The organism is Paenibacillus sp. XY044, from assembly GCF_002257645.1.
Classification (GTDB): Bacteria; Bacillota; Bacilli; order Paenibacillales; family Paenibacillaceae; genus Paenibacillus_AQ.
Map to the genome: position 1 here is coordinate 538,599 of NZ_NQMO01000001.1, position 19,447 is coordinate 558,045.

The window sequence follows — 19,447 nt, forward strand, 5'->3', positions numbered from 1 at the left end:
AGTGGGGCTTTAACATAAATATCTAACCAACCAGGAGCGTGATTATGGGAAGTTTTATTCTCTTCTTGCTGCTAACGCTATCAGCAAATAAGTCTGAATTAGAGGGCGTTATGAAGGCACAGGAGGCAGCAAACACTATACATAAGCAAAGTGTTCAAGTTGAAATGTTGGATAAGTCAGAGAAAGCGATTGTTAAACAGGAGCAAAAGGAAAGAGCGACAACAAGTAAAACAAAAGTTAGTAACTCTAGCAAGGTTGCAACAGAATGGAAAACATACACTGTTACCGCCTATGATAACGGATACGAGTCCACGCAAAAGCGTCCAGGTGATAAGGATTACGGCATTACGAAGAGCGGCGAAAAGACCGTTGAGGGGCGCACAGTAAGCGCAGATCCAAGAGTTTTGCCATTGGGTACGGTTATTTACATAGAGAATGTTGGGGAGCGCGTAGTAACCGATACAGGTTGGGCAATTAAAGGCAGACGGCTCGATCTCTATTTTGAAAGTCATAAAAGGGCGCTTCAATTTGGGAAACAGAAACTGAAAGTTAAAATAATTAAAATGGGTGTGAAAAAATGAAATCTCAAACGGATTTAATTAAAGAAGTGTGTGCGGATGTAGAGGATTTACTGATTAGAAAAAACAATGATTATGGTAATTCATTTAGCCTCCAGTTTGAGAAGTATGGAATTCTCAGCGCAATAATTCGAATGGATGATAAAATGAGACGTCTTGAGAACCTGATTAAAGGTCATGACCCTCAGGTTGATGAATCACTTGAGGATACACTTAAAGATTTAGTTGGATATGGGACACTCGCTTTGGTGGAGTTACAAAAAAAGAAAGAGGGATTGAATGACTAAAAAGCGTTTAGCGGTAGACCAGGATAATGTCATTGCCGATCTACTTTCCTACTGGGTAGACAGATATAACAAGGACTATAATGACAACTTAAAACCTGAGCAGGTAAATGCTTGGAATTGGCATCATTTATGCAAGCCAGAATGTGGAGAAAAGATATATACATATATGGATGAACCAGATTTCTTCTTAAACCTTCCTGTCATGGAAGGTAGCCAAGAAGTTCTAAAGGAGATGAATCTAATATATGACATCTACATTGTGACTGCTCCTTTTAACATGAGAAATGTTCTTCCTAAATACGAATGGCTTAAAAGTCACTTCCCGTTTTTGGATTCTGGTAAATTTGTGTTCACCAGAGATAAATCGATCATTAATGCAGATTATTTAATCGATGATAAGCCGTCTAACCTTGAACATTTCAGTGGCAGCAAAATATTGTTTGATGCGCCTCATAATCAGAATGAGGATAAATATTATCGGGTGAAAACTTGGAATGAAGTAAGAGAAATTCTGCTGGATTGGAAGTGAAAAACTTGTTACCGATTAACTTTGAGCGCTTCGCAGAACTTTACAGATACCTGGAAGATGGAGAATGCAGTTATAGTGAGCTGCAGGAACTCAGAGACAAGTTGGAGGATATCAAAGAAATCGTTGAAGATGCAATGGAGAAGTTTTAATGAAGCGTTTGAAAACAATTAAATACATATCTGAAACGCTGGTAGAAGATCTGGTTAACGATGTTCTTAAAAACAATCGAGACCCTAACCATATGATACAGGCAGCGCTTGAATCTAGAAAGGAATATGGTTTAAAGGTTCAGGAGTTTATAGATAGATTAAAGAGTTAAGTTGGGAGGTGGTGATATTTTCCCTGAATTATTCTTTCTTAGTGAAACAGATAGATATTTTATAAAATATAAATTGATAACTGATTATGGATTTAAGCTCTATGAACTGGCTTCGTTGTGTGATGTCGATCTTGTAGAATTATTGGAAAATCAAAAAACAGTGACTATTGATAAGGAGAGATGATTGATCAAATGGTAAGCGAAAATCAAATGCGTAAATTTGTCGACAGTAATTTACCCAATATAAAAGTAAATCATTTTAGTACAGAAAAGAATCAATGGATTTGTGTTTTTCAAGAGGATTTCAAATATCCCTATATATCATTAACAACGAAGCAAATTGAGGAATCGACAGAACTAATAAAGAGTAAATAAAACATGTATTTTAAAATTAGGAGGATTGTTAATAGTGGCATTGGGCGAATGTTCAGAAAAAATTCAAGCTTTTTGGTTTGGTGCAAATGGATGCGAATATGTTGCTTGGAAAGGATCTCATCAAATTTATGTATATCCGACAGATGAATACCCAAGTCCACCTTCATACATTATTCAGCATAAAAAACGAATTGAAACATTAGAAGAATTTGATAATGCATTAATTCATGGAATTAGAATGAGAGCAACCTATTCGGAGATTGGAACGGGCGTTTTTGGAGATTAAATAAAACTAGGATTTTATGAGGAGATGTTATTTTGGATTTAAATGTAAATGAACTGAAGTTACTTCTTTTCCAGTTGGAACGTGAAAAGATATCATATGGTCTAACCGATGAAGAATCGGACTTGATGATTAAGTTAGAGAAAAGATATAAAGAATTGGGGGGCTATGTTAAAGAAATCCAACAAGCCGAGAGCAGCAACTTAGCTCCATGGGAGGGTTGAGACTTTGTTTGATGAATTAACGATTAAGAAAAATGATGATAATACATATTCACTTGAAGTAAAAAATGGAGTTGATCAAGCAACAGGAAGAGTAATTGATATTAAAGTAGATAAAATCGAAAATATTTCTATATATTCTAACAAAGAGACTCCACAGCAATTTGACTTCTTTGCTTCTAAAGACTGGAAAATTAATATTGAAGGAAATATTATACCAAGTAAAGACGGAGAATTGTGGAGATATGAGGATAAAGGATTTCTAATAAAATAAAGATTTGATAGGAAAGGAGAGTATAATAAACTCTCCACATCTCAGTAAACTAGATCAAGGCCAAAGAATGAATCAATAATATTCTTTAATTCCCGTCGTTTGTTTTCGTCTTCTTCTAAAATATATTGAATATCTAAGCCGTTGTTATGAGCTCGAACCTTAAGGATGTCTGCATCAATATACCTTTTGAGATTACCAGTCTGAGCAGCTTGTAATGGCACTAAAACCCCTTCTTCGGTTTTAGTGATAACGAATACACAGGCAACTTCAGGAATTTCATTACTAGGATGCAGACCAACTCTTTGCCAATCCAGTTTTGCCAATTCTTCAGGCAGAGAGGATCTATTAACCTTAAACACTGATTTATTCATACATTAAGCCCCTTTATTATTTTATATAACTATTATCGGATTTGGTTTACTGTTTATGAAACTGATAATTCATCAAGAAAGGAGGGTTCCCATCGAAAATCTGTTCAACTTGTAACCGGTCAAAGGAAGAAAGTGAATTTTATTCAAGAACACAGTCTACTAAAAAACGTGGAGAGTTTATTTATATTTATCCAGAATGCAAAGAATGCACTAAGAAACGAAGTAGGAAATGGTCAATTAATAATAGAGACAGAGTCCGTAAAAGTGGAAATAAGCACAATACAAAATTGGACAGAAAACTAGATATGAGAAAGAACAATCAAAAATACAGAGAAAGCGGAGGCTATCGTTCTTGGTTAAACAGCAACAAAGATAAGATTCAAAAGTATCATGATGCAAAGTTAATGCACCGTACTCATAACATTACTGATGAAGAATGGAAGAAGTGCAAGGAATACTTTAATAATTCATGTGCCTATTGCGGACTACATATTGATGACCACTATAGAAAAATAAGAGGTATCAACAAGAAGATTGATCTTCACAAGGAACACGTTGATCATAGTGGGGCGAATGACATAACTAATTGTATTCCTTCGTGCTTAAACTGCAATAGTCAAAAATGGGTTTTCGAACTAGAAGATTGGTATAACGTATCAAATGAAAATTATACATATGAAAGACTTAATAAAATTTATAAATGGTTAAGGAAAGTAAGTTCTTGTTGAAATCAGCATTTCATGAAAAGGGGGTGTCGGAAGGCTATGACGACTAAGAAAAGTAATCACAAGCATGAGTATGAAATGATTGAAATCAAAGAGGATGGTTGGTTTACTCATGAAATGACATGTAAGATTTGTGGTCATGTAGGCAATCGTTACAGGATTGGACTGGATAAAGTGATGAAATGAAACTTTTATAAGGAGGTATAATTTGAAAAAGTGTGATGATTACTGTATTGCTATTTGTGATTATTGTACTCATTTTAAATGGTTCAACAGGGAGTCAGATGATGAGTTTGATGGCAAATGTGAAATTGATAATCTAAAAAAGTATGCGATGGATTCTTGTAATGTCTGATTAGAGCATACAGAATGCAACTACTATAAGGAAGTGATAAATATAGATGAATGTTAAATGCTCCAAGTGCAGCGAAGAGGTATTTGAATCTGGATCAATCAGCAGATGCTTGAGATGTGGTAAGCCAACGGAAAGAGAAGTTCCAGGTATAGAGTATTATGAAAATAAATATAAAGTAAAGGATGATGAAAAATGAGTCTGACAGCAGCTGAACGCGAAGCAGTCCTTACATACGATGAAGAAACTGATATGTACCATATTTTCTGTAGTTCCAGTAAAGAGCAGACACGTATGAGAAAAGCCGGATTTGAGCCCTATAAGACAGATAGTGACGGATCGAGCTATTATAAAGTTGAACGTAAACAGATTTCATTTAAATCTAAAGGCAAGAAACGCGAGTGGACAGAGGAGCAACGCAGAGCGGCCGCTGAACGATTGGCAAAGGCAAGACAAAGTAAGTAAAAATACATAGGAGTGATTCAATGGATTTGTTTTTTGCACGTTTGAAAGAATATATGATTAACAATGATTCGTTTGAGGAAATTGATCGTGTGGGATATTATCATACGCTTGAGCAACAGAAAGAAAATCTGCATGAATTACTTAGTGATTGTAATACATATGATTTCTCGTTTGAGTTTGATAGAACCGGTGATGTCGACAGTTATTACTCTCCAGGTAAAATAATCATTAACCTGTATGACAAAAGTAAAATCGACGATTCGTACGCAGATTGGGAAAGACAATTAAATCACTTTTATACCGTTGATTTTGGTATTGAAGAGCGTTATTGGGGATATTGCACGTGCCAAGACACAGATGAAGGATTTAACTATGTTCATCGATGCTGCGGAAACGGATGTGATTGGGTCGCGCCAAAATTAAGCGTTACAAAGCATCAAGTATTAACCCATGGAAGTTTTAATGGCATAGAAAGAGATTTATGGAAGCTACAAGAGCAATGGACTGATAACCAAGAGGAAAGCGATAAGAGAGAGAAGGAAGCACAAATTAAATATATTCAAGATCAGATTGATACATTAAACAAGAAGAAAGAAGCTTTATTGTAAATACATATACATAAGTTTGCATGAAATGAGAATTTGATTTGAAAGGATTGTCGAGTGAACATTCAAAGCAAAGTTAATGAAATTGCACTAAAACAAATGAAGGATGGATGGTCAAAACTTGAGGATAAAGACAAAGAGTACCTAATTAATCTAATCATGAGTATCGAGAACGAGAATGTGAAGGCTTTTGTTCGGCAAGTTCATGTACTGATGAGTATAGTTGAGACAGAATGGAATGTGGGAGGCGGTCTCCAATAGCAAAAACAGAGCTCACCCAAAAGATTGAGAAGAATTTATATGAATATACAAATAAACAAGGGACATTTGGCTGTTTTGAAGTGACAATAGGTTGGTTTGGATCAGAACGAGTTGACTACATTACTTATGACACCAAGGGGACTTGGCGCTGCTACGAAATTAAGGTGTCCAAGTCGGATTTCTACAGCTCCGCTAAAAAAACATTCATTGGACACTTTAATTACTTCGTGATGCCGAAGGAATTATATGAACAAGTAAAAGATGACATACCCTCTCATGTAGGCGTAATTACAGACGGGAAATATTCTATAAAGAAAGCAAAACGACAAGAATTAAGCATTGACGAAAAGATACTTAAAGACTCACTTATTCGCTCCTTATCGAGAGATGCAGACAAACTTTATAAAAGCAATGATCCAGAAAAGTTAAATCGAATGAATAGACGTATTACTAAAGCAGAAAACGAGCGTAATGAATGGAGAGACAAGTATCACAAGCTAATGAATATTGGCTATGCAAAGTATGGTGTTGGCTGGCATAGGGAGTAAATAATATCGTGATTTTATAAAGAAAGGGGTATCAATGGCAAATTTACAAGATGAGAGAGTTACCTTTTGTTCTGCTTGTTTCGCTACTAATGAAAATGGATCAAGCACTCCAAATGGATGGTCAGTTAGGGACGTAGAGGATTTTGGAGTCAACTGCTATTGCATGAACTGTTCTGGCCATGGTGAGATTGTGATTATGTCACGTAGAGCCGCAGATGCTATACGACATAACGCATCCTGGGTAGGGAAGAGGTTTTATCCTTGTGATGAAGATAGAGACTAAGAAAATAAATTAATAATTTTGAAGAGGAGGTTGTTAGGTGGAACGACTGAAGACAATGCCATTTGATTCTCTTGAATGCTTAGAGGGCATTATAAGCCGCCTTGAAGGATTGATTAAGGCCTGTGATGGACGGAAAATGGATGAACGATTAGCAAGAGAATTTAGTGGGATGATACATGAACTCAAGCTTGTAAAAATGTACTTAACCATAGAGACTTGTGAACGTGATGAACCAGATTGGTATTAATGGGAGGGAGAGAGGGAGTGATTCATTTTTTACTAGATGTAATTGGTGTTGTTGTTCTTTACTTAGTTATTAGTCTTATTTGGATGGCTGCCGAGAAATTGATTTATGGCCAAATTACCCCGAGATTTATTGATGATGTTGTAGCTTTGGTTTTAGCTGTATCACTGTACTTTAATTTTAAGTAAAAATAAGAATGTATTAATGAAATAGAAATTTGATCAAGAAAGGATGAACATATGTACGCTACTTATGAGCAAGAAAAAGCAAAAATTGATTTTCGGTTGATCTTCAATGATGAGCCAAACAACTATAGATTCACTAATACAGAACATTTGAAACTTGTTAATAAGTATGGCTTATATTGCGGAGATGTTAGCAAAGCAATTCGGTTGTCTGAACTACACACCCAAATTCAATTAGAAGCTGCTACTTGTGGAATTGATTTAGACGACAATTCATTAATCAAGTTGATTGGCGACAATTATTACGGTGGTTAACCCAAGTCTGAGGAAGGAGGATGATGTGTTATTGAAACAATGTTCAACCTGTGGTTTAGAAAAAGAATTGAGTGAGTTCTATTCACGAATAGCCTACAGTAAAAAACGAGGTGAGTATCTATATTATTACCCTGAGTGTAAAAAGTGTACTTCCAAAAGAGCAGATACCTGGCAAAAGAATAATCCAGAAAGACACAAGAAAAGTAGAATGCGTTATGACAACAAAGAACATCGGAAGAAACTTCACTATCAGTATAACAAAAAAAGAATCAATAACGGAAAGCATAGAGAATACATGAGAAAAAATCCTGATAAAGTGAAGATGTATTGGAATAAACATAGAAAACATAATATTAGCGATTTGCAGTGGATTGAATGTAAGAATTATTTTGCAAATGAAAAGAAAGAATGGTGTTGTGCATATTGCGGTTTGTTACACAAAGCGCACTTTAAAAGGAGATTAGATAAGAATATTCCACAAGATCTTCACAAAGAACATGTTGACGATAGGGGTGCGAATGATCTAAGTAATTGTATCCCAGCCTGTCAGAGCTGCAATTCGAGTAAAAAACAAAGTAATATGCTTGATTGGTATAAAAAAAGACCTTACTTTAGTGTTGATAGATTGAGAAAAATTGAAGGATGGCTTGCAAAGGATTATAAAAAATACATAGAGGACAAAGATTAGGAGGATGATGAGTGAATTGTAACAATACGCACTGTTTATGGAACGCATTTGACCAGTGTTGTCCGGAGAGCGAAGAACTATATAATGCAGCTACACCAGACCGATTAGATTGCCCTTCATCCATGAGGAAAGATCACCAAGAATCCATGTATCAAATTATGGATGAAGTTGATGAAATGATGATGAAGAGAAATTTTAGAGAGTTGATTCAAATACATAAATTCGTTAAAGAGCAGAGGAAATAAGTATGGGGCAGAACTGGCTAGAAGATTACATGAAGTTTAAGGGCATTACGCCTTTTGGTATTGTTATGTATCCATTCGTAGCAGCAATTGTAGGAGTTCTATTAACGTTCATGTACATACTAAAAATAACTTATTGGATTCAGAAGAAATTTTAAAAAAAGAAGTTAAAATGTAAATTTTATCGGAAAGGATTTGAGGAGTATCGAGAAATTATTTAAGGTCGAACTGCCGCTCAACGATCTGTTAAAGTTGGATGGGAATGTGCCCGAGACAATCCAGAAAGTCATTGATGAAGCAAAAAAGGAGTCATCGTATGGCTTTGAGTTGCCGGTTATGAATGAGATTCTTAAGCAGTCTGAGAATAATGGAAAATTAACTTGGACAAATAAACAAATAACTTCATGCGAATTTTGCGATAAAAAGCGCGACTATTACAGATACCCACGCAGCAGCAGGTATCACAGCAAAGGCAACAAGAACTTTGATAAGCCGATTTATTACTCAGGAATCAAGTTCAACGAAGGCTTTGTAACCTTAAAAGGCTATGGAGATATGTGTTCTGAATGCTGCAGTAAGCATAAAGTTAAAGAACGTCTTATCGATTACATAATTGAGCACGATCTTAAAATCCAAGTCATGAAGAATGACTATAAGCCAGGAAGATATCTCAGAGACGATATTCGTATTTGCTATGATTGTGGCGAGGAAATGCTTGAATCTCAAATGAGTAAAGAGATGACATTGATGGGGAACGGATATTATCCTTCGGGCTGTCCTAAGTGTGGAGCCAAGTCTTTACCATTCGGTAAGAGTCATAAAACAACTAGCAAATTCGGATATATTCATAATCCTGAGTCGCTTGAAGAAGTGGTGGAAATGAAGAAGTTGGTTGATGAATATAATAAAGGTAAACAGGAAGAAGAGAAGTTTTGGTTTAATCAAAGTTCGAATTCAATAAGTTCTTTCTTTGTAAAAGAGAAGAAATGGTCAAACGGTAATAGAGAGGTTATTCAGTTTGGGACTAGTAGCAAAAAGTTTACAGTGGGGTATTTTTATAAAGACAAATGTGATGAATTTACGGAAGTTCTATTAAAACACGGATATATAGAAAATCAGAATTAAGGTGAAACATAACTTTTATTAAAATATATGGGAGAGATTAATTAAATGAAACTGTATGAACTTACAGGCATGTATAAGAAATTCAATGATTTCGCCAATGATGAACTCGAAAATGATGTAACCGAAGACGAGATTCAGGCACTAATTGATAACCTGGAGGCCATTGACGATCTAATTGAAAACAAATGCGAGAACACTGCTAAACTAATGAAGAATATTGAATCAGATATCAAAGCTCTAAAGGAAGAGGAAGAACGGTTATCTAAGAGACGAAAAGCCCTGCAGAACAGATACGATGGTATTAAAGGGTACATGAAAGTAATGCTGGAATCTAGCGGTAAACAAAAAGTAAATGCTGGATTATTTAAGATTAGAATTCAAAAGAGCAATCCTTCTCTAGAAGTAATCGACCCAAAACTGATTCCTAATGCATATAAAATTCCTCAAGATCCTAAAATCGACTCAAAGAGTATTTTAGCTGCCGTGAAAAATGGAGAAAAAATCGATGGAGTTCGACTCGTAGAAGATAAACAGCATTTAGTTATTTCTTAATAAAATAAATATATACATATAATTATTTTGGTGGTATAATGACTTCAGTGGGGTTGTATACCACCATTTTTAATAAGGAGGGTTAAATACTGGAGAAAGTTGATTACACGGATGCAGAGAAGGAAGCGTTAGTGGATGCCATGCTTACAATGGTAAAAGGCAACCTAATGAAGTGTGATATCAATGACATATCGATTAATAGAAACGGTAATACATATAGTATTAATTTTAAACATAGGGAAGGAGGTTGCCTTAATTGAATCAGTTCAAGACATATATTCGTTTGATTCAAAATGATCAGTTTGACAATAAAACAGATATCCTTTTTACATATCCAAGACACATGCCAACTCCAATGATTGGTGAGACGATTAATTATAAAGATGTCGATTATACGGTGACTCATAAGCGTAGTTTACCAGAATACAGTACCATTGTAGTGTTTGTGCAGGAAGACGATATCCAATCGTGTTAAAAGAGTTCTTTTATTTAGAAATGGAGGATAAGATTAATGAATTTATTACAGGTTATTGAAGAAATGAATGTTGGAGATATTGCTTTCGCAAGTTTCGATTTCTTTGACTATTGGCATATTCTAAAAAGAGAAGATGGTGCAATAGTATATTGTGAAGCAGATGGTAAGCATCAGAATGAAATAGTTGGGCTCACGTACAGCAATCTTAACTCAAGTTATAGAATTCTGTAAGACAGGTTTATCTTACTGGAAGGAGAATGGCATATGCTTAAACAGTTACACTCTTTAAGAGAAGGAGTATCGAATCTTATAAGATGGTTCCCAATAATCTGGCGCGATAGGGATTGGGACCAAGAGAACTTATACAAAATCGTACATAAGAAATTGGAACACATGGAGGACTTCTTCAGAAGCGAAAACACTCATATTAAAGCAGCTAAAGAGGTTGCTGATGAAATCAGAGAAGCAAAGGTTTTATTGGCTAACAAAATTAATACCGCTCATACGAATAAAGTTGATTATGATACTGATGAATTTATCAGCCTGAAGAATAATGAGTTCAACGTAGATAGAGAAAATAAAAACTATAAAGCATGGATGAAAGAAATGAGTGCAGCAGAAGAACAAGAAAGTAAAGATATGAAGGCAGCGTTTGAAATCATCGGGAATAAATCTGAAAGCTGGTGGGACTGAAAACCCATAACTCAATTAGATGAAAGTTCTACTTAATTCAAAGGAGTTGTTATAGATTTTTCATAAATGGAAGCTAGTGTCTGATACTGGTAAGCATAGATATTATGAATGCTCTTCATGCAACGCTCGAAAGGTCTTGATTGCTCCTGAAGGTTATCAACCACTCGACAAACAATGGCTTAAAGGGAGAGAAGCGAAGATATTTTGCAGAAAATAATACGATGAAAGGCGCGTTTCATGGGGAATGGAGAGGAAAAATGATTATTGAAGTAGGAAAATTACCTGATAGCGTTAAATCAATCATTCGGCAACAAACAACGGATTCTGAAGTGGATGTGTATTGGTCTAATGGTTGTAATGAAGAAGGAGAAGATTTTTATGAGCTTCAAGTAGAAAGTACTGATAATCAAATAACATATTTTTATAAGGAAGGTTGGGGAGAGATAAACGGTATTGAGGAAGCATTGGAGGAATTGGAATGAGTTTAGACACATTCTACATAAGCAGCGTTCAACAAAAGAAAAAAGGACATATGACGGAATACGAAACTGTGCTTAATGAGGTATTTGGTCGAGTAATTTCTTGGGAAGAGTTTAAAAACTCTGACCGCAAACTTCAAGCACGAGTAATGCTTAAACTTGATGAGGTAATTAAATTAAATGAATCGCCCATTGACATCAAAAAGCTTGCATATGCCATTCAGCATTCCAGAAGTGGAGTGGGTGGATGCGCCATGACAGAGTTTGAGTGCAAGTTTTGCGGTAAAGAGGAACTATGGGGTAATACAAATACACCTGGAATCTGTAAAGACTGCGCTACTAATATGGCGAAAAATATTGCTAAATATAATTATAACATCTATAAGGAGGATATATGTTAAAAGAGTGGATACAAGCTAATTTAACAATATTTTCAGCTATTTTAATAATTAAGTTAATCTGTTGGGCAAACCCTGATTTGGATGAGCCATTTAATTATTGGTGGGGTATGTTAATACCCAATGTAGCATTTATATTAGTGTTAATTTTGAAACGATTCTTTAAGGAGGAATTTCACTGAATCAAACAAATCCATATAAACTTGAAAAACTAGGTTTAATGCTAAAACTTAAATCACTGAATGGAGATCAATCACTTCTCAATGGGTTTATTGCTCGCGGAGGAGTTACAATAGGGGATTTAGAAAAGGCTTATGAAAGATTGGAATCAATAGATGATGACATTAAAAAATGGGATGCAATACATAAAGTAAACGAAATAAAAAAACTATTCAACCAGGCCGACGAGGAAACGAAGAAGATAATGAAAATTGAACTTATGGAATTATGGAGGGTAGTTTACGATGGCCAAAATTGAGTATACTGGACAACTTCCCATCCACAACAAAATACCTGAAAATCGCATTAAGCAAGGGGATTTTGTTTACTGCAGTGGTAGTAATGGCGTTTATGATTTTTGGGGATTGTACAACGCAAGTAATAAAGCTGTGGTCGCATTGGATGGTGGAAGTACTGAATATGTTAGAGGTGAGGAATTGTATCTGTATGGTACATATAGTTATTGGACTATTATCAAGCGTATTCCGTGCAATAAAGCTAACTTGGTTATTTCTGAGATTGAATGAAATGCGTGTTTGATAAAAATAATGGAGGAGATTAAATAAATGATACATAGATATAGAGCGACAGTAATCAGAGAAGATGAATATATTATTGAGATCGATGACGAACAAATTGATAGGGAGTTTATGAAAGAGTACAAAGAGCACATTGGAAATATTGAAACATTGGAAGGTCATGCAGAGAATTTAGCTTGGTATCGAATGATTCACGGAGAAGATTTCTATGAGGGATATGGTAATGTTCTACACAATGGAAAATTATATGATTATTTACCTGGAGTCAAAGAGACTGGGATTAACATCAAAGTTGTTTCAGATGAAAATGTCGATGTCTTGGTAACTAAGATGTAAGAGAGGAGGAATATAGCAGGTGACACAAGAAGAATTTAATGAACTTTACAAAGAACCAGTTGATTTATTTGAGGCACAAGCAGCGTTAAATAGATTTATTAACGGGAAAGGTGTACTTAGAATCCCTGCAAGACCAGATGATGATGACATGTTGATCAGTAGAGCATTGAGTGAATTGAAAAAATTGAGAAACAGTACTATACAAGAAGAATAGGGGGATATTTTGGCTCGATTAAGCGCAGAAAGATTAAGATTACATATCAATAATATCATTACATGGACAGTTAATGAGAATCCTATGTATGAGAATTTTACTATAAAGTTGACTATTCTTGGTCGCGAGACAGTTCCAGGTTTAAATGGGAGTCATGAGTTGGTTGATGGGAATATCGAATACTTAATGGATACCATAAAAAAATCGCTTGAAGGATTTGAATATACAGAGTGTGAGTTCTTAGAGCCAGATTTCAAATTTGAAATTAAACGACATGAAGCATGGTATGATAACGGCTTTAAAATCCATCATCCTGTCAGTTTTGAGTTTATTGTTTGGGTGAATAGCGGTAGATGGAACGGTATATATTCGTGCACTGAATTGGGACATAAATTTTGCATTGAAGAAAATTCTTTAATTAAGTTCTATGATGATTTGAAAAGCGAATGGGAGAATAGAAAGATTTTAGAATATTAAAATACATATTTTAAGGAGAGTTGTGGGAGACAAATGAATAAAATTATCGAGATTAGCAAAGAAACTTTCACGGAAATAGAAAGAGTCATTGACGAGTTTGAGTGTAATAAGCCACCAAGAAATTGGACATGGGGATTTACTATTGAAGGTGATGAAGAGACTGGATACGAACTATATGAAACACATTTAGAAAGTATCGTATATCCAAATTATGATGTAGAAACCCATAAAGATATTATAGGTCGATTTATCGACAAAGGCAGCGCAGAGCTTTATGTTAAAGCATATAACTTACTCAAGGCTGTGATTGGTCAAGAGGATGAGATTGAATAATTGAGAATGAACACTTTAAGGAGAGAGAGTCAAGTGTTGAATAGTTGCGAGATACTTAAGAATGTAGAGTTTTTGAATGGAAAATTAATGATGAAATGGGTTTTTATGATGACGCAGTAGACACAAAATGCGAAGCGAGGAGGGAATAGCGTGAAGTACAAAGCAATTGTATCAGCTCATATATGGCTAAACGGGGGTCATGAAGAAATCGAAATACTCTCCATGACACACAATGACGAAAAAGCAACTGGTATATTCGACGATATCGACCACGCTCTACTTCATGAAATTGAAATCGGTGGCAGTCAGGACTATTACTTTATCGCCATTATAGAATCCAGATTTGTCGAGCATAGAACGTGGGAGGGCTCAGAGTGGGAGGTCGAACACGAAGTTCGAGAGATCAAATCCATTCAAGACATTGCTTCACAGTTCGAACAAAAAGCGAAATAAGGAGGAATTAAGTTGAAAATCCCATTCGGTAAACGCCCTATGTGTTCATGTGGAGTTAAAATGAAGCTTGTCGAGTACAAAGGATATTACGATGGATTTAAATATTGGTGTTGCGAAAACTGCAATTTAGAGAATGAACTAGATAAATATGAATCAGACGATAAGAAGTTTGGAGCATATGCTTAATATGTATTCCAAGCAAATTAGATAAAAGGAATCTTTCATAAAAAACCTGATCGATAGTTTTTCGACATATTGATACAATTTCCCTCCTTAACAGTAATTAAATACCTCTTGCATAAAGAACGTCTGTTCGGTATATAATATATACAAACGGATGTTCTTATTTTTTGGAGGAGATGAATAACATGGTAAAGAAACAGCGAACAGTTATGCTTATTGACATGCAGAGTTTCTATGCCAGCGTTGAGAAGGCAAAAGTACCTGAATATAAAAATGAACCTTTGGTTGTTGCGGGAGATCCGTCAAGAAGATCTGGAATAATATTGGCTGCTTGTCCGATTGCAAAATCTTATGGGGTGGAAACGGGAGAAGTGCTGTGGCAAGCCTTACAGAAATGTCCAAATGCAATAGTGGTCAAACCACACATGCAGGAGTACATTGATGTTTCCTCTCAGATCACACAGATTGTGGAGACATTTACTGACCTAGTGGAATGTTATTCAATTGATGAAATGTTTGCTGATGTTACTGGATCATTACATCTGTTTGGAAACAATCCAATTGAACTGGCAAAACAAATTCAGCAGAAAATTTTAAATGAAACCGGCATTTACGCGAGGGCTGGAGTGGCAGAAAATAAGATTCTAAGTAAATTATGCTGTGACATGATCGCAAAGAAGATAGATGGTGGAATTTATTATCTGCACAAGGATGAATTACATAATTACATATGGAAGCAGCCTGTCCGTAAAATGTGGGGTATTGGCTCCAGGATGGAGAAGCATCTTTATAAGATGGGCATTTTAACGATTGGCGATTTAGCGAATTACTCTCTGCCAAGACTTAGAAAAAAATGGGGAGTTAACGGTGAGGTTATATGGCGCGTAGCAAATGGTCTTGACGACTCTCCTGTAACTTTGACTACACATAACCGTCAGAGGGAAATTGGTAACGGAATGACCTTACCCCGAGACTATTCACAAGCCTGGGAAATTGAAGTTGTATTACTGGACATTAGTACTGAAGTCTGTCGTAGGGCAAGACAAAAAGGATACAACGGATCTGTTGTTTCAGTGAGTATTTCTGGTGCTGACTTTGACATTAGAACAGGTTTTCACAGACAAAAGAAATTGACTGATCCAACCAATATCACTCAGGAAGTTTTCAATGCAGCCAAACAGATATTTCATCAACACTGGAATGGATTACCTATAAGAAGAGTAGGCGTTTCATTGTCTGATTTAAGCGATGCTAACACATATCAAATGTCTTTGTTTGACTACAATAAGGATCAATTAAGGGCAATAGATAAAGTTATGGATGACATTAAAGACCGTTTCGGTGAAGTATCAATCCTTAGAGCAAGCTCATTAACCACAGCGGGTCAGGCAGTAGACAGAGCTGCTAAAATTGGAGGGCATTACAAATGAGTAAAAAGTTATCAGGAAATGGAATCTGGGAATCAAGCCGAATGATGCTTCCACAGCACAGGGAACGTATTATAGATAATCAAAAAATACCTCTCCAAAAAACGAAACCAATCATCCATGCAGACGAGTGGGAAATCATAACTCAAAACATCAACCTGTCTCTAAGTGAACAGGAGCCTGTTGTCGTAACTATTTTTGGTGAGTATGAGAACTCAGAAGTTAGTGGGGTAATAAAGAATGTTAGTCCAATTCAAAAGAAACTTAAACTAGAAAATGATGAAGGTTTTGAATGGATCGATTTTAATGAAATTGTATCAGTAACACTCGAATGATCATGAGACAATCCGAAGGTGATTTAGAAATTGTTAAACGTTATTTAGAACTTCCTATTTTACTTGATGTCTTGGAGTATGATAAGAAGAGAATAGGAAGTTCTAAACTTAATAATCAAAGTATCATGGTGTCATATTTAGAGTCAATTCAAGACAAAGTTACAACGGATATATATGAAGTTAAAAAGGAAATGAGAAAAAGATCAATCAAAATTATCGAGCAAAGAAGGTTGGAGGATAGACTTGTTGCAGATTATTTGTGCAGGAATTATAAGCATCAAATTTCATTGCTCTGGAGTAAGGTGAAGTTTGATTCTGAGGTTACATTAGCAAGATATATGGGAATTGATATTTATAAATTAGATAAACCGCCTATTCGTTAGACGGTTTACTTTTTGTGTTTATGCGTTTTTCAACCTTACCAGGAAGAGCGGTAATAAACCTAGAATATCCTTGATCACACTTAACATAATTCATTGAATGATAACGCTTAAGATTCTTTAAGTCCTCATCAGTAAAAGGGTAAAGTTCACTCTTTAATTCATCAAAGTTCTTCTTATCGCATCCAGCCAAGAGCATGTAGGAAGTGTTTGCACTACGCAGCTCATCACGCATATACTTCAATTGGTTAATGTAGTGGCAACTTATAATTGGTTTCATGATGAACTTGGCGATTTGAGATAGTTTAGAGGTTAGGAAACGTTCAGTGTTTTCGACTTGATACAACTCATCAACAATTAAATTAACCTTAGTCCTTTTGCTTTTGTCCCTTATTCGGTCAGCTCTAATCTGAAGTGCAAGCCAGATTTTAGTTATCCAATAAGTCGTACAGATGTCCTTTTCTGAATCAGTGGTAAACATTGATTGAGGCATTTTGATTACGATTAGTTGATTCTTTTGCATCTCAGCACTCAAATCAATGTTCTTGCTGGTATCCTTTTTGAGCATTAACTCCATGTATGTGTTTCGTTTGAGAATGTTTAGGCGGTCAATTATACCTGTAATTAAGTGTGTTTTGGTTCCAATAATCGTGCCTTCTTTATCGGTCTCATCCAGCTCACTTAAATTTTCGATATATTCCTCCAGGTTGTTGAGTTGATTTCTAGGCACCTTACTTAGAAATTTCATTCGTGCATTATGGTTTTGGAGTACATTAAAGACATCTTTGATACTTCCAGTATTAATAAATACAACAAGGCTGGCACTCTCTAGATATCGTTCCATTTTGGGACTTAATGAACTGTCGCTTGCGTTTATCGAGTTGATTAGAGTGAGCATGTTGGCTGTCTGACGTTTAGCATTTTCATATTGTTTAAATACATCTTTGCTAACTCCTACTTCGTTAAAGCCCAGACCTTGCATTGTGTCGAAGTCATCGCAGCGGATCTCAAGTACTTTGTCTTTGGGGAATAGCTTTGAGACATTTTCGCTTAATTCACAATTCTCGATAAAATCGAAAATTATTACACATTCACCGGCCTCAATGGCATCAATTGAAAGGTTGGCGATTAGGTTTGATTTACCAGCTCTCGTTGGGCCTATGAGAAGCAGAAGGAGATTCCTAAATTCAATGTCATTACTTAAGAATGCTTTCTGCTTCTTGCCTTTATAAATATTCTCACCAATACACATTGTACCTGAACAAAGATCCTCTGGAACCTCGGTTTCAAACGTCTCAACTTTCTCAATAAAGTTATACTGTTCTAAGATGTCTCTTCCCGCCAATGACAAGAAGTTCTGTGCTTCACCGTCCCCAACAAGTAATTTATCTGCTCGGATATTGTAATCAGTGTATTCAAAATCCTTCCTAAAAGGCTTATAAATCAGTTCATTGTCTTCACTTATCGTGTCAAAACTCTGAGCTAAACTTTTAACGGTATTTCTTTGCCTTAAAGCGTCAGAGCTGCTGCCCATGACTACAATTTGGGTAGAGAGAATGGAGGCAACGCCTTTTTTCAATGTGCTATCGCTTATTCTGAGTTTTTCTGTACCAGAAAGGGCGTTTAATAGACCTGATAAAAACCCACTTTCATCCGATTTTTTATCCGATAAACTGGATACAGATAGCGCATCAGATAAGGTATTTATCACGGAGTCAATGACGGAGATACCCCATTTAAGCAAGTATCTCCATCCAGTCTTATTGCGGTCAATAGGTTTCCCCGATTTAAGTTTCTCGATGGTTGCTTTATGTTTATACCTCCAACCATGCTGAGAAGTTGGAATGAAATTATAGAAGATGCCTAACTTATCGCCCTCCTTGAGCATCTCTACAACGTTTAAATTAGAATGGAGGAGATCATTGTTACGCCGGTCAATGGAAAGGCTCATACCGTCTTCGTTTTTATAGACAATTTGATACTTTGTGGGACTGTCATTAAAAGTGGGGAGGGTGTTTACTTCTTCGATTGTTAATTGAGTCCACACATCGCTTATCTTTTCTTTAATGTACATAAGTTGATGATGAGGAATGATGAAATAAAACTCGATTTTTTTATTCTCCATATAAATGAAGTAACTTACTTTGGAGTTGATTTGAATCGAGATTTTTGTTGGAAATACTATATCTTTACCAAGGATTTTTATCATCTTTTCTTCCTGTTTGCTAATGTTCTCGATAACATTTTTATATAGACCAGATATTGCTCGTGCGAGTTTATGAGTTGAATTGTTACGTATTGAATTATTGGGCTTTAGCTTAAGGAATACATAGTTAGGTCGAGCAACCTCGATTACATCGCGGAGTTTAAGAGCCATGAATCATCCCTCCCATAAGAAGGAATTTAATTAGAACGTTCGCCAGGTAAAGAATCCCAGCCCATTTTTTCCCTTTATTCCATCCAACAACCCAAAACAAGATACATAATCCGCAGCCAACTAAGGCAACCGAATAGCTGAAATCTATGAATACGTTTCTGATAGAGTCTAAGACTCCAAGCAATATATCGGTTGTTTGTTCTTGTGCCCAGTGTCTGATTCCGTGTGTCAGTGGATTACCTTCTGACGGAACCTGAGGGAAAGGTATATTGTTGATTTTAACAAGCATAGATGTCACATCC

The 19,447-nt window shown here is 35.7% G+C and carries 37 protein-coding genes; 34 read left to right on the plus strand and 3 right to left on the minus strand.

Annotated elements, in window-relative coordinates; all coding sequences use genetic code 11:
- Positions 1 to 44 precede the first annotated feature (44 nt).
- The 7 genes from CJP46_RS02635 (at position 45) to CJP46_RS02670 (ending at position 2,866) form a co-directional block, all read left to right on the plus strand.
- Positions 45 to 581 carry a 3D domain-containing protein gene (locus CJP46_RS02635; RefSeq protein ID WP_094594041.1) on the plus strand — a complete coding sequence of 179 codons (537 nt, stop codon included), beginning with the start codon at positions 45 to 47 and terminating at the stop codon, positions 579 to 581.
- Positions 578 to 865, plus strand: a complete 288-nt coding sequence (locus tag CJP46_RS02640) for a nucleotide modification associated domain-containing protein (protein WP_094594042.1) — start codon at positions 578 to 580, stop codon at positions 863 to 865. The genes CJP46_RS02635 and CJP46_RS02640 overlap by 4 nt, the downstream gene beginning before the upstream one ends.
- Complete coding sequence (locus CJP46_RS02645) at positions 858 to 1,394, plus strand: 5' nucleotidase, NT5C type (protein WP_094594043.1); 537 nt, start codon at positions 858 to 860, stop codon at positions 1,392 to 1,394. The genes CJP46_RS02640 and CJP46_RS02645 overlap by 8 nt, the downstream gene beginning before the upstream one ends.
- Before the next feature lie 148 nt (positions 1,395 to 1,542).
- The gene (locus tag CJP46_RS36400; protein ID WP_179280997.1) at positions 1,543 to 1,713 is read left to right on the plus strand and encodes a hypothetical protein; all 171 of its coding nucleotides are present in this window, start codon (positions 1,543 to 1,545) and stop codon (positions 1,711 to 1,713) included.
- A gap of 409 nt (positions 1,714 to 2,122) precedes the next feature.
- Entirely contained in the window at positions 2,123 to 2,374 is a 252-nt protein-coding gene (locus CJP46_RS02660) for a hypothetical protein (protein WP_256992156.1), read from the plus strand.
- 32 nt (positions 2,375 to 2,406) lie between these two features.
- Positions 2,407 to 2,595: a hypothetical protein gene (locus tag CJP46_RS02665; protein ID WP_094594046.1), complete on the plus strand. Its 189-nt coding sequence runs from the start codon at positions 2,407 to 2,409 to the stop codon at positions 2,593 to 2,595.
- Positions 2,596 to 2,599: 4 nt separating this feature from the next.
- Positions 2,600 to 2,866, plus strand: coding sequence for a hypothetical protein (locus CJP46_RS02670; RefSeq protein ID WP_094594047.1), 267 nt, complete (start codon positions 2,600 to 2,602; stop codon positions 2,864 to 2,866).
- 41 nt (positions 2,867 to 2,907) lie between these two features.
- On the opposite strand, the gene CJP46_RS02675 is transcribed toward CJP46_RS02670, so the two are convergent.
- Entirely contained in the window at positions 2,908 to 3,237 is a 330-nt protein-coding gene (locus CJP46_RS02675) for a hypothetical protein (protein WP_094594048.1), read from the minus strand.
- 305 nt (positions 3,238 to 3,542) lie between these two features.
- On the opposite strand from CJP46_RS02675, the gene CJP46_RS02680 reads away from it, so the two are divergent.
- The 27 genes from CJP46_RS02680 (at position 3,543) to CJP46_RS02810 (ending at position 16,771) form a co-directional block, all read left to right on the plus strand.
- Complete coding sequence (locus CJP46_RS02680; RefSeq protein ID WP_094594049.1) at positions 3,543 to 3,965, plus strand: HNH endonuclease; 423 nt, start codon at positions 3,543 to 3,545, stop codon at positions 3,963 to 3,965.
- Positions 3,966 to 4,001: 36 nt separating this feature from the next.
- Complete coding sequence (locus tag CJP46_RS36405) at positions 4,002 to 4,148, plus strand: hypothetical protein (protein WP_179280998.1); 147 nt, start codon at positions 4,002 to 4,004, stop codon at positions 4,146 to 4,148.
- A 361-nt stretch (positions 4,149 to 4,509) separates the two neighbouring features.
- Positions 4,510 to 4,779 carry a hypothetical protein gene (locus CJP46_RS02685; RefSeq protein ID WP_094594050.1) on the plus strand — a complete coding sequence of 90 codons (270 nt, stop codon included), beginning with the start codon at positions 4,510 to 4,512 and terminating at the stop codon, positions 4,777 to 4,779.
- A gap of 20 nt (positions 4,780 to 4,799) precedes the next feature.
- Complete coding sequence (locus CJP46_RS02690) at positions 4,800 to 5,387, plus strand: hypothetical protein (protein ID WP_094594051.1); 588 nt, start codon at positions 4,800 to 4,802, stop codon at positions 5,385 to 5,387.
- A gap of 230 nt (positions 5,388 to 5,617) precedes the next feature.
- Positions 5,618 to 6,193, plus strand: a complete 576-nt coding sequence (locus CJP46_RS02700) for a hypothetical protein (protein WP_094594053.1) — start codon at positions 5,618 to 5,620, stop codon at positions 6,191 to 6,193.
- 320 nt (positions 6,194 to 6,513) lie between these two features.
- The gene (locus tag CJP46_RS02705; RefSeq protein WP_094594054.1) at positions 6,514 to 6,723 is read left to right on the plus strand and encodes a hypothetical protein; all 210 of its coding nucleotides are present in this window, start codon (positions 6,514 to 6,516) and stop codon (positions 6,721 to 6,723) included.
- Positions 6,724 to 6,740: 17 nt separating this feature from the next.
- Complete coding sequence (locus CJP46_RS36065) at positions 6,741 to 6,908, plus strand: hypothetical protein (protein ID WP_179280999.1); 168 nt, start codon at positions 6,741 to 6,743, stop codon at positions 6,906 to 6,908.
- Positions 6,909 to 6,959: 51 nt separating this feature from the next.
- On the plus strand, positions 6,960 to 7,220 hold the full coding sequence (locus tag CJP46_RS02710) for a hypothetical protein (RefSeq protein ID WP_094594055.1): 261 nt from the start codon (positions 6,960 to 6,962) through the stop codon (positions 7,218 to 7,220).
- A 25-nt stretch (positions 7,221 to 7,245) separates the two neighbouring features.
- On the plus strand, positions 7,246 to 7,908 hold the full coding sequence (locus tag CJP46_RS02715; protein WP_143812910.1) for an HNH endonuclease: 663 nt from the start codon (positions 7,246 to 7,248) through the stop codon (positions 7,906 to 7,908).
- A gap of 11 nt (positions 7,909 to 7,919) precedes the next feature.
- Positions 7,920 to 8,153: a hypothetical protein gene (locus CJP46_RS02720; RefSeq protein WP_094594057.1), complete on the plus strand. Its 234-nt coding sequence runs from the start codon at positions 7,920 to 7,922 to the stop codon at positions 8,151 to 8,153.
- Positions 8,154 to 8,414: 261 nt separating this feature from the next.
- A complete protein-coding gene (locus CJP46_RS02725; protein ID WP_179281000.1) occupies positions 8,415 to 9,275 on the plus strand; it encodes a hypothetical protein in 861 nt (286 codons plus the stop codon).
- Between the two features lie 45 nt (positions 9,276 to 9,320).
- Positions 9,321 to 9,827: a siphovirus Gp157 family protein gene (locus tag CJP46_RS02730; protein WP_094594059.1), complete on the plus strand. Its 507-nt coding sequence runs from the start codon at positions 9,321 to 9,323 to the stop codon at positions 9,825 to 9,827.
- A gap of 256 nt (positions 9,828 to 10,083) precedes the next feature.
- Positions 10,084 to 10,302, plus strand: coding sequence for a hypothetical protein (locus tag CJP46_RS02735; RefSeq protein ID WP_094594060.1), 219 nt, complete (start codon positions 10,084 to 10,086; stop codon positions 10,300 to 10,302).
- A 36-nt stretch (positions 10,303 to 10,338) separates the two neighbouring features.
- Complete coding sequence (locus CJP46_RS02740; RefSeq protein ID WP_094594061.1) at positions 10,339 to 10,533, plus strand: hypothetical protein; 195 nt, start codon at positions 10,339 to 10,341, stop codon at positions 10,531 to 10,533.
- A 33-nt stretch (positions 10,534 to 10,566) separates the two neighbouring features.
- Positions 10,567 to 10,995, plus strand: a complete 429-nt coding sequence (locus CJP46_RS02745) for a hypothetical protein (protein ID WP_094594062.1) — start codon at positions 10,567 to 10,569, stop codon at positions 10,993 to 10,995.
- Between the two features lie 257 nt (positions 10,996 to 11,252).
- Positions 11,253 to 11,477 (plus strand): hypothetical protein, encoded by a 225-nt coding sequence (locus tag CJP46_RS02750; RefSeq protein WP_094594063.1) that lies wholly within the window; start codon positions 11,253 to 11,255, stop codon positions 11,475 to 11,477.
- Positions 11,474 to 11,875, plus strand: coding sequence for a hypothetical protein (locus CJP46_RS02755; protein WP_094594064.1), 402 nt, complete (start codon positions 11,474 to 11,476; stop codon positions 11,873 to 11,875). Before CJP46_RS02750 ends, CJP46_RS02755 begins: the two co-directional genes overlap by 4 nt.
- Positions 11,869 to 12,054, plus strand: coding sequence for a hypothetical protein (locus tag CJP46_RS02760; protein ID WP_094594065.1), 186 nt, complete (start codon positions 11,869 to 11,871; stop codon positions 12,052 to 12,054). The genes CJP46_RS02755 and CJP46_RS02760 overlap by 7 nt, the downstream gene beginning before the upstream one ends.
- Before the next feature lie 282 nt (positions 12,055 to 12,336).
- Positions 12,337 to 12,618 carry a hypothetical protein gene (locus CJP46_RS02770; protein WP_094594067.1) on the plus strand — a complete coding sequence of 94 codons (282 nt, stop codon included), beginning with the start codon at positions 12,337 to 12,339 and terminating at the stop codon, positions 12,616 to 12,618.
- Positions 12,619 to 12,657: 39 nt separating this feature from the next.
- Positions 12,658 to 12,966 carry a hypothetical protein gene (locus CJP46_RS02775; protein ID WP_094594068.1) on the plus strand — a complete coding sequence of 103 codons (309 nt, stop codon included), beginning with the start codon at positions 12,658 to 12,660 and terminating at the stop codon, positions 12,964 to 12,966.
- A gap of 19 nt (positions 12,967 to 12,985) precedes the next feature.
- Complete coding sequence (locus CJP46_RS02780) at positions 12,986 to 13,180, plus strand: hypothetical protein (RefSeq protein ID WP_094594069.1); 195 nt, start codon at positions 12,986 to 12,988, stop codon at positions 13,178 to 13,180.
- 9 nt (positions 13,181 to 13,189) lie between these two features.
- A complete protein-coding gene (locus tag CJP46_RS02785) occupies positions 13,190 to 13,657 on the plus strand; it encodes a hypothetical protein (RefSeq protein ID WP_094594070.1) in 468 nt (155 codons plus the stop codon).
- A gap of 33 nt (positions 13,658 to 13,690) precedes the next feature.
- Positions 13,691 to 13,990, plus strand: coding sequence for a hypothetical protein (locus tag CJP46_RS02790; RefSeq protein ID WP_094594071.1), 300 nt, complete (start codon positions 13,691 to 13,693; stop codon positions 13,988 to 13,990).
- Between the two features lie 150 nt (positions 13,991 to 14,140).
- Positions 14,141 to 14,443: a hypothetical protein gene (locus tag CJP46_RS02795; RefSeq protein ID WP_094594072.1), complete on the plus strand. Its 303-nt coding sequence runs from the start codon at positions 14,141 to 14,143 to the stop codon at positions 14,441 to 14,443.
- A 368-nt stretch (positions 14,444 to 14,811) separates the two neighbouring features.
- A complete protein-coding gene (locus CJP46_RS02800; RefSeq protein ID WP_094594073.1) occupies positions 14,812 to 16,056 on the plus strand; it encodes a DNA polymerase IV in 1,245 nt (414 codons plus the stop codon).
- Complete coding sequence (locus tag CJP46_RS02805; protein WP_094594074.1) at positions 16,053 to 16,388, plus strand: YolD-like family protein; 336 nt, start codon at positions 16,053 to 16,055, stop codon at positions 16,386 to 16,388. Before CJP46_RS02800 ends, CJP46_RS02805 begins: the two co-directional genes overlap by 4 nt.
- A complete protein-coding gene (locus CJP46_RS02810) occupies positions 16,385 to 16,771 on the plus strand; it encodes a YhjD family protein (RefSeq protein ID WP_094594075.1) in 387 nt (128 codons plus the stop codon). The genes CJP46_RS02805 and CJP46_RS02810 overlap by 4 nt, the downstream gene beginning before the upstream one ends.
- On the opposite strand, the gene CJP46_RS02815 is transcribed toward CJP46_RS02810, so the two are convergent.
- Positions 16,761 to 19,145 (minus strand): type IV secretory system conjugative DNA transfer family protein, encoded by a 2,385-nt coding sequence (locus tag CJP46_RS02815; protein WP_094594076.1) that lies wholly within the window; start codon positions 19,143 to 19,145, stop codon positions 16,761 to 16,763. The two genes, CJP46_RS02810 and CJP46_RS02815, sit on opposite strands and share 11 nt — an antisense overlap.
- Positions 19,135 to 19,434, minus strand: a complete 300-nt coding sequence (locus CJP46_RS02820; protein WP_094594077.1) for a hypothetical protein — start codon at positions 19,432 to 19,434, stop codon at positions 19,135 to 19,137. The genes CJP46_RS02815 and CJP46_RS02820 overlap by 11 nt, the downstream gene beginning before the upstream one ends.
- Positions 19,435 to 19,447 lie beyond the last annotated feature (13 nt).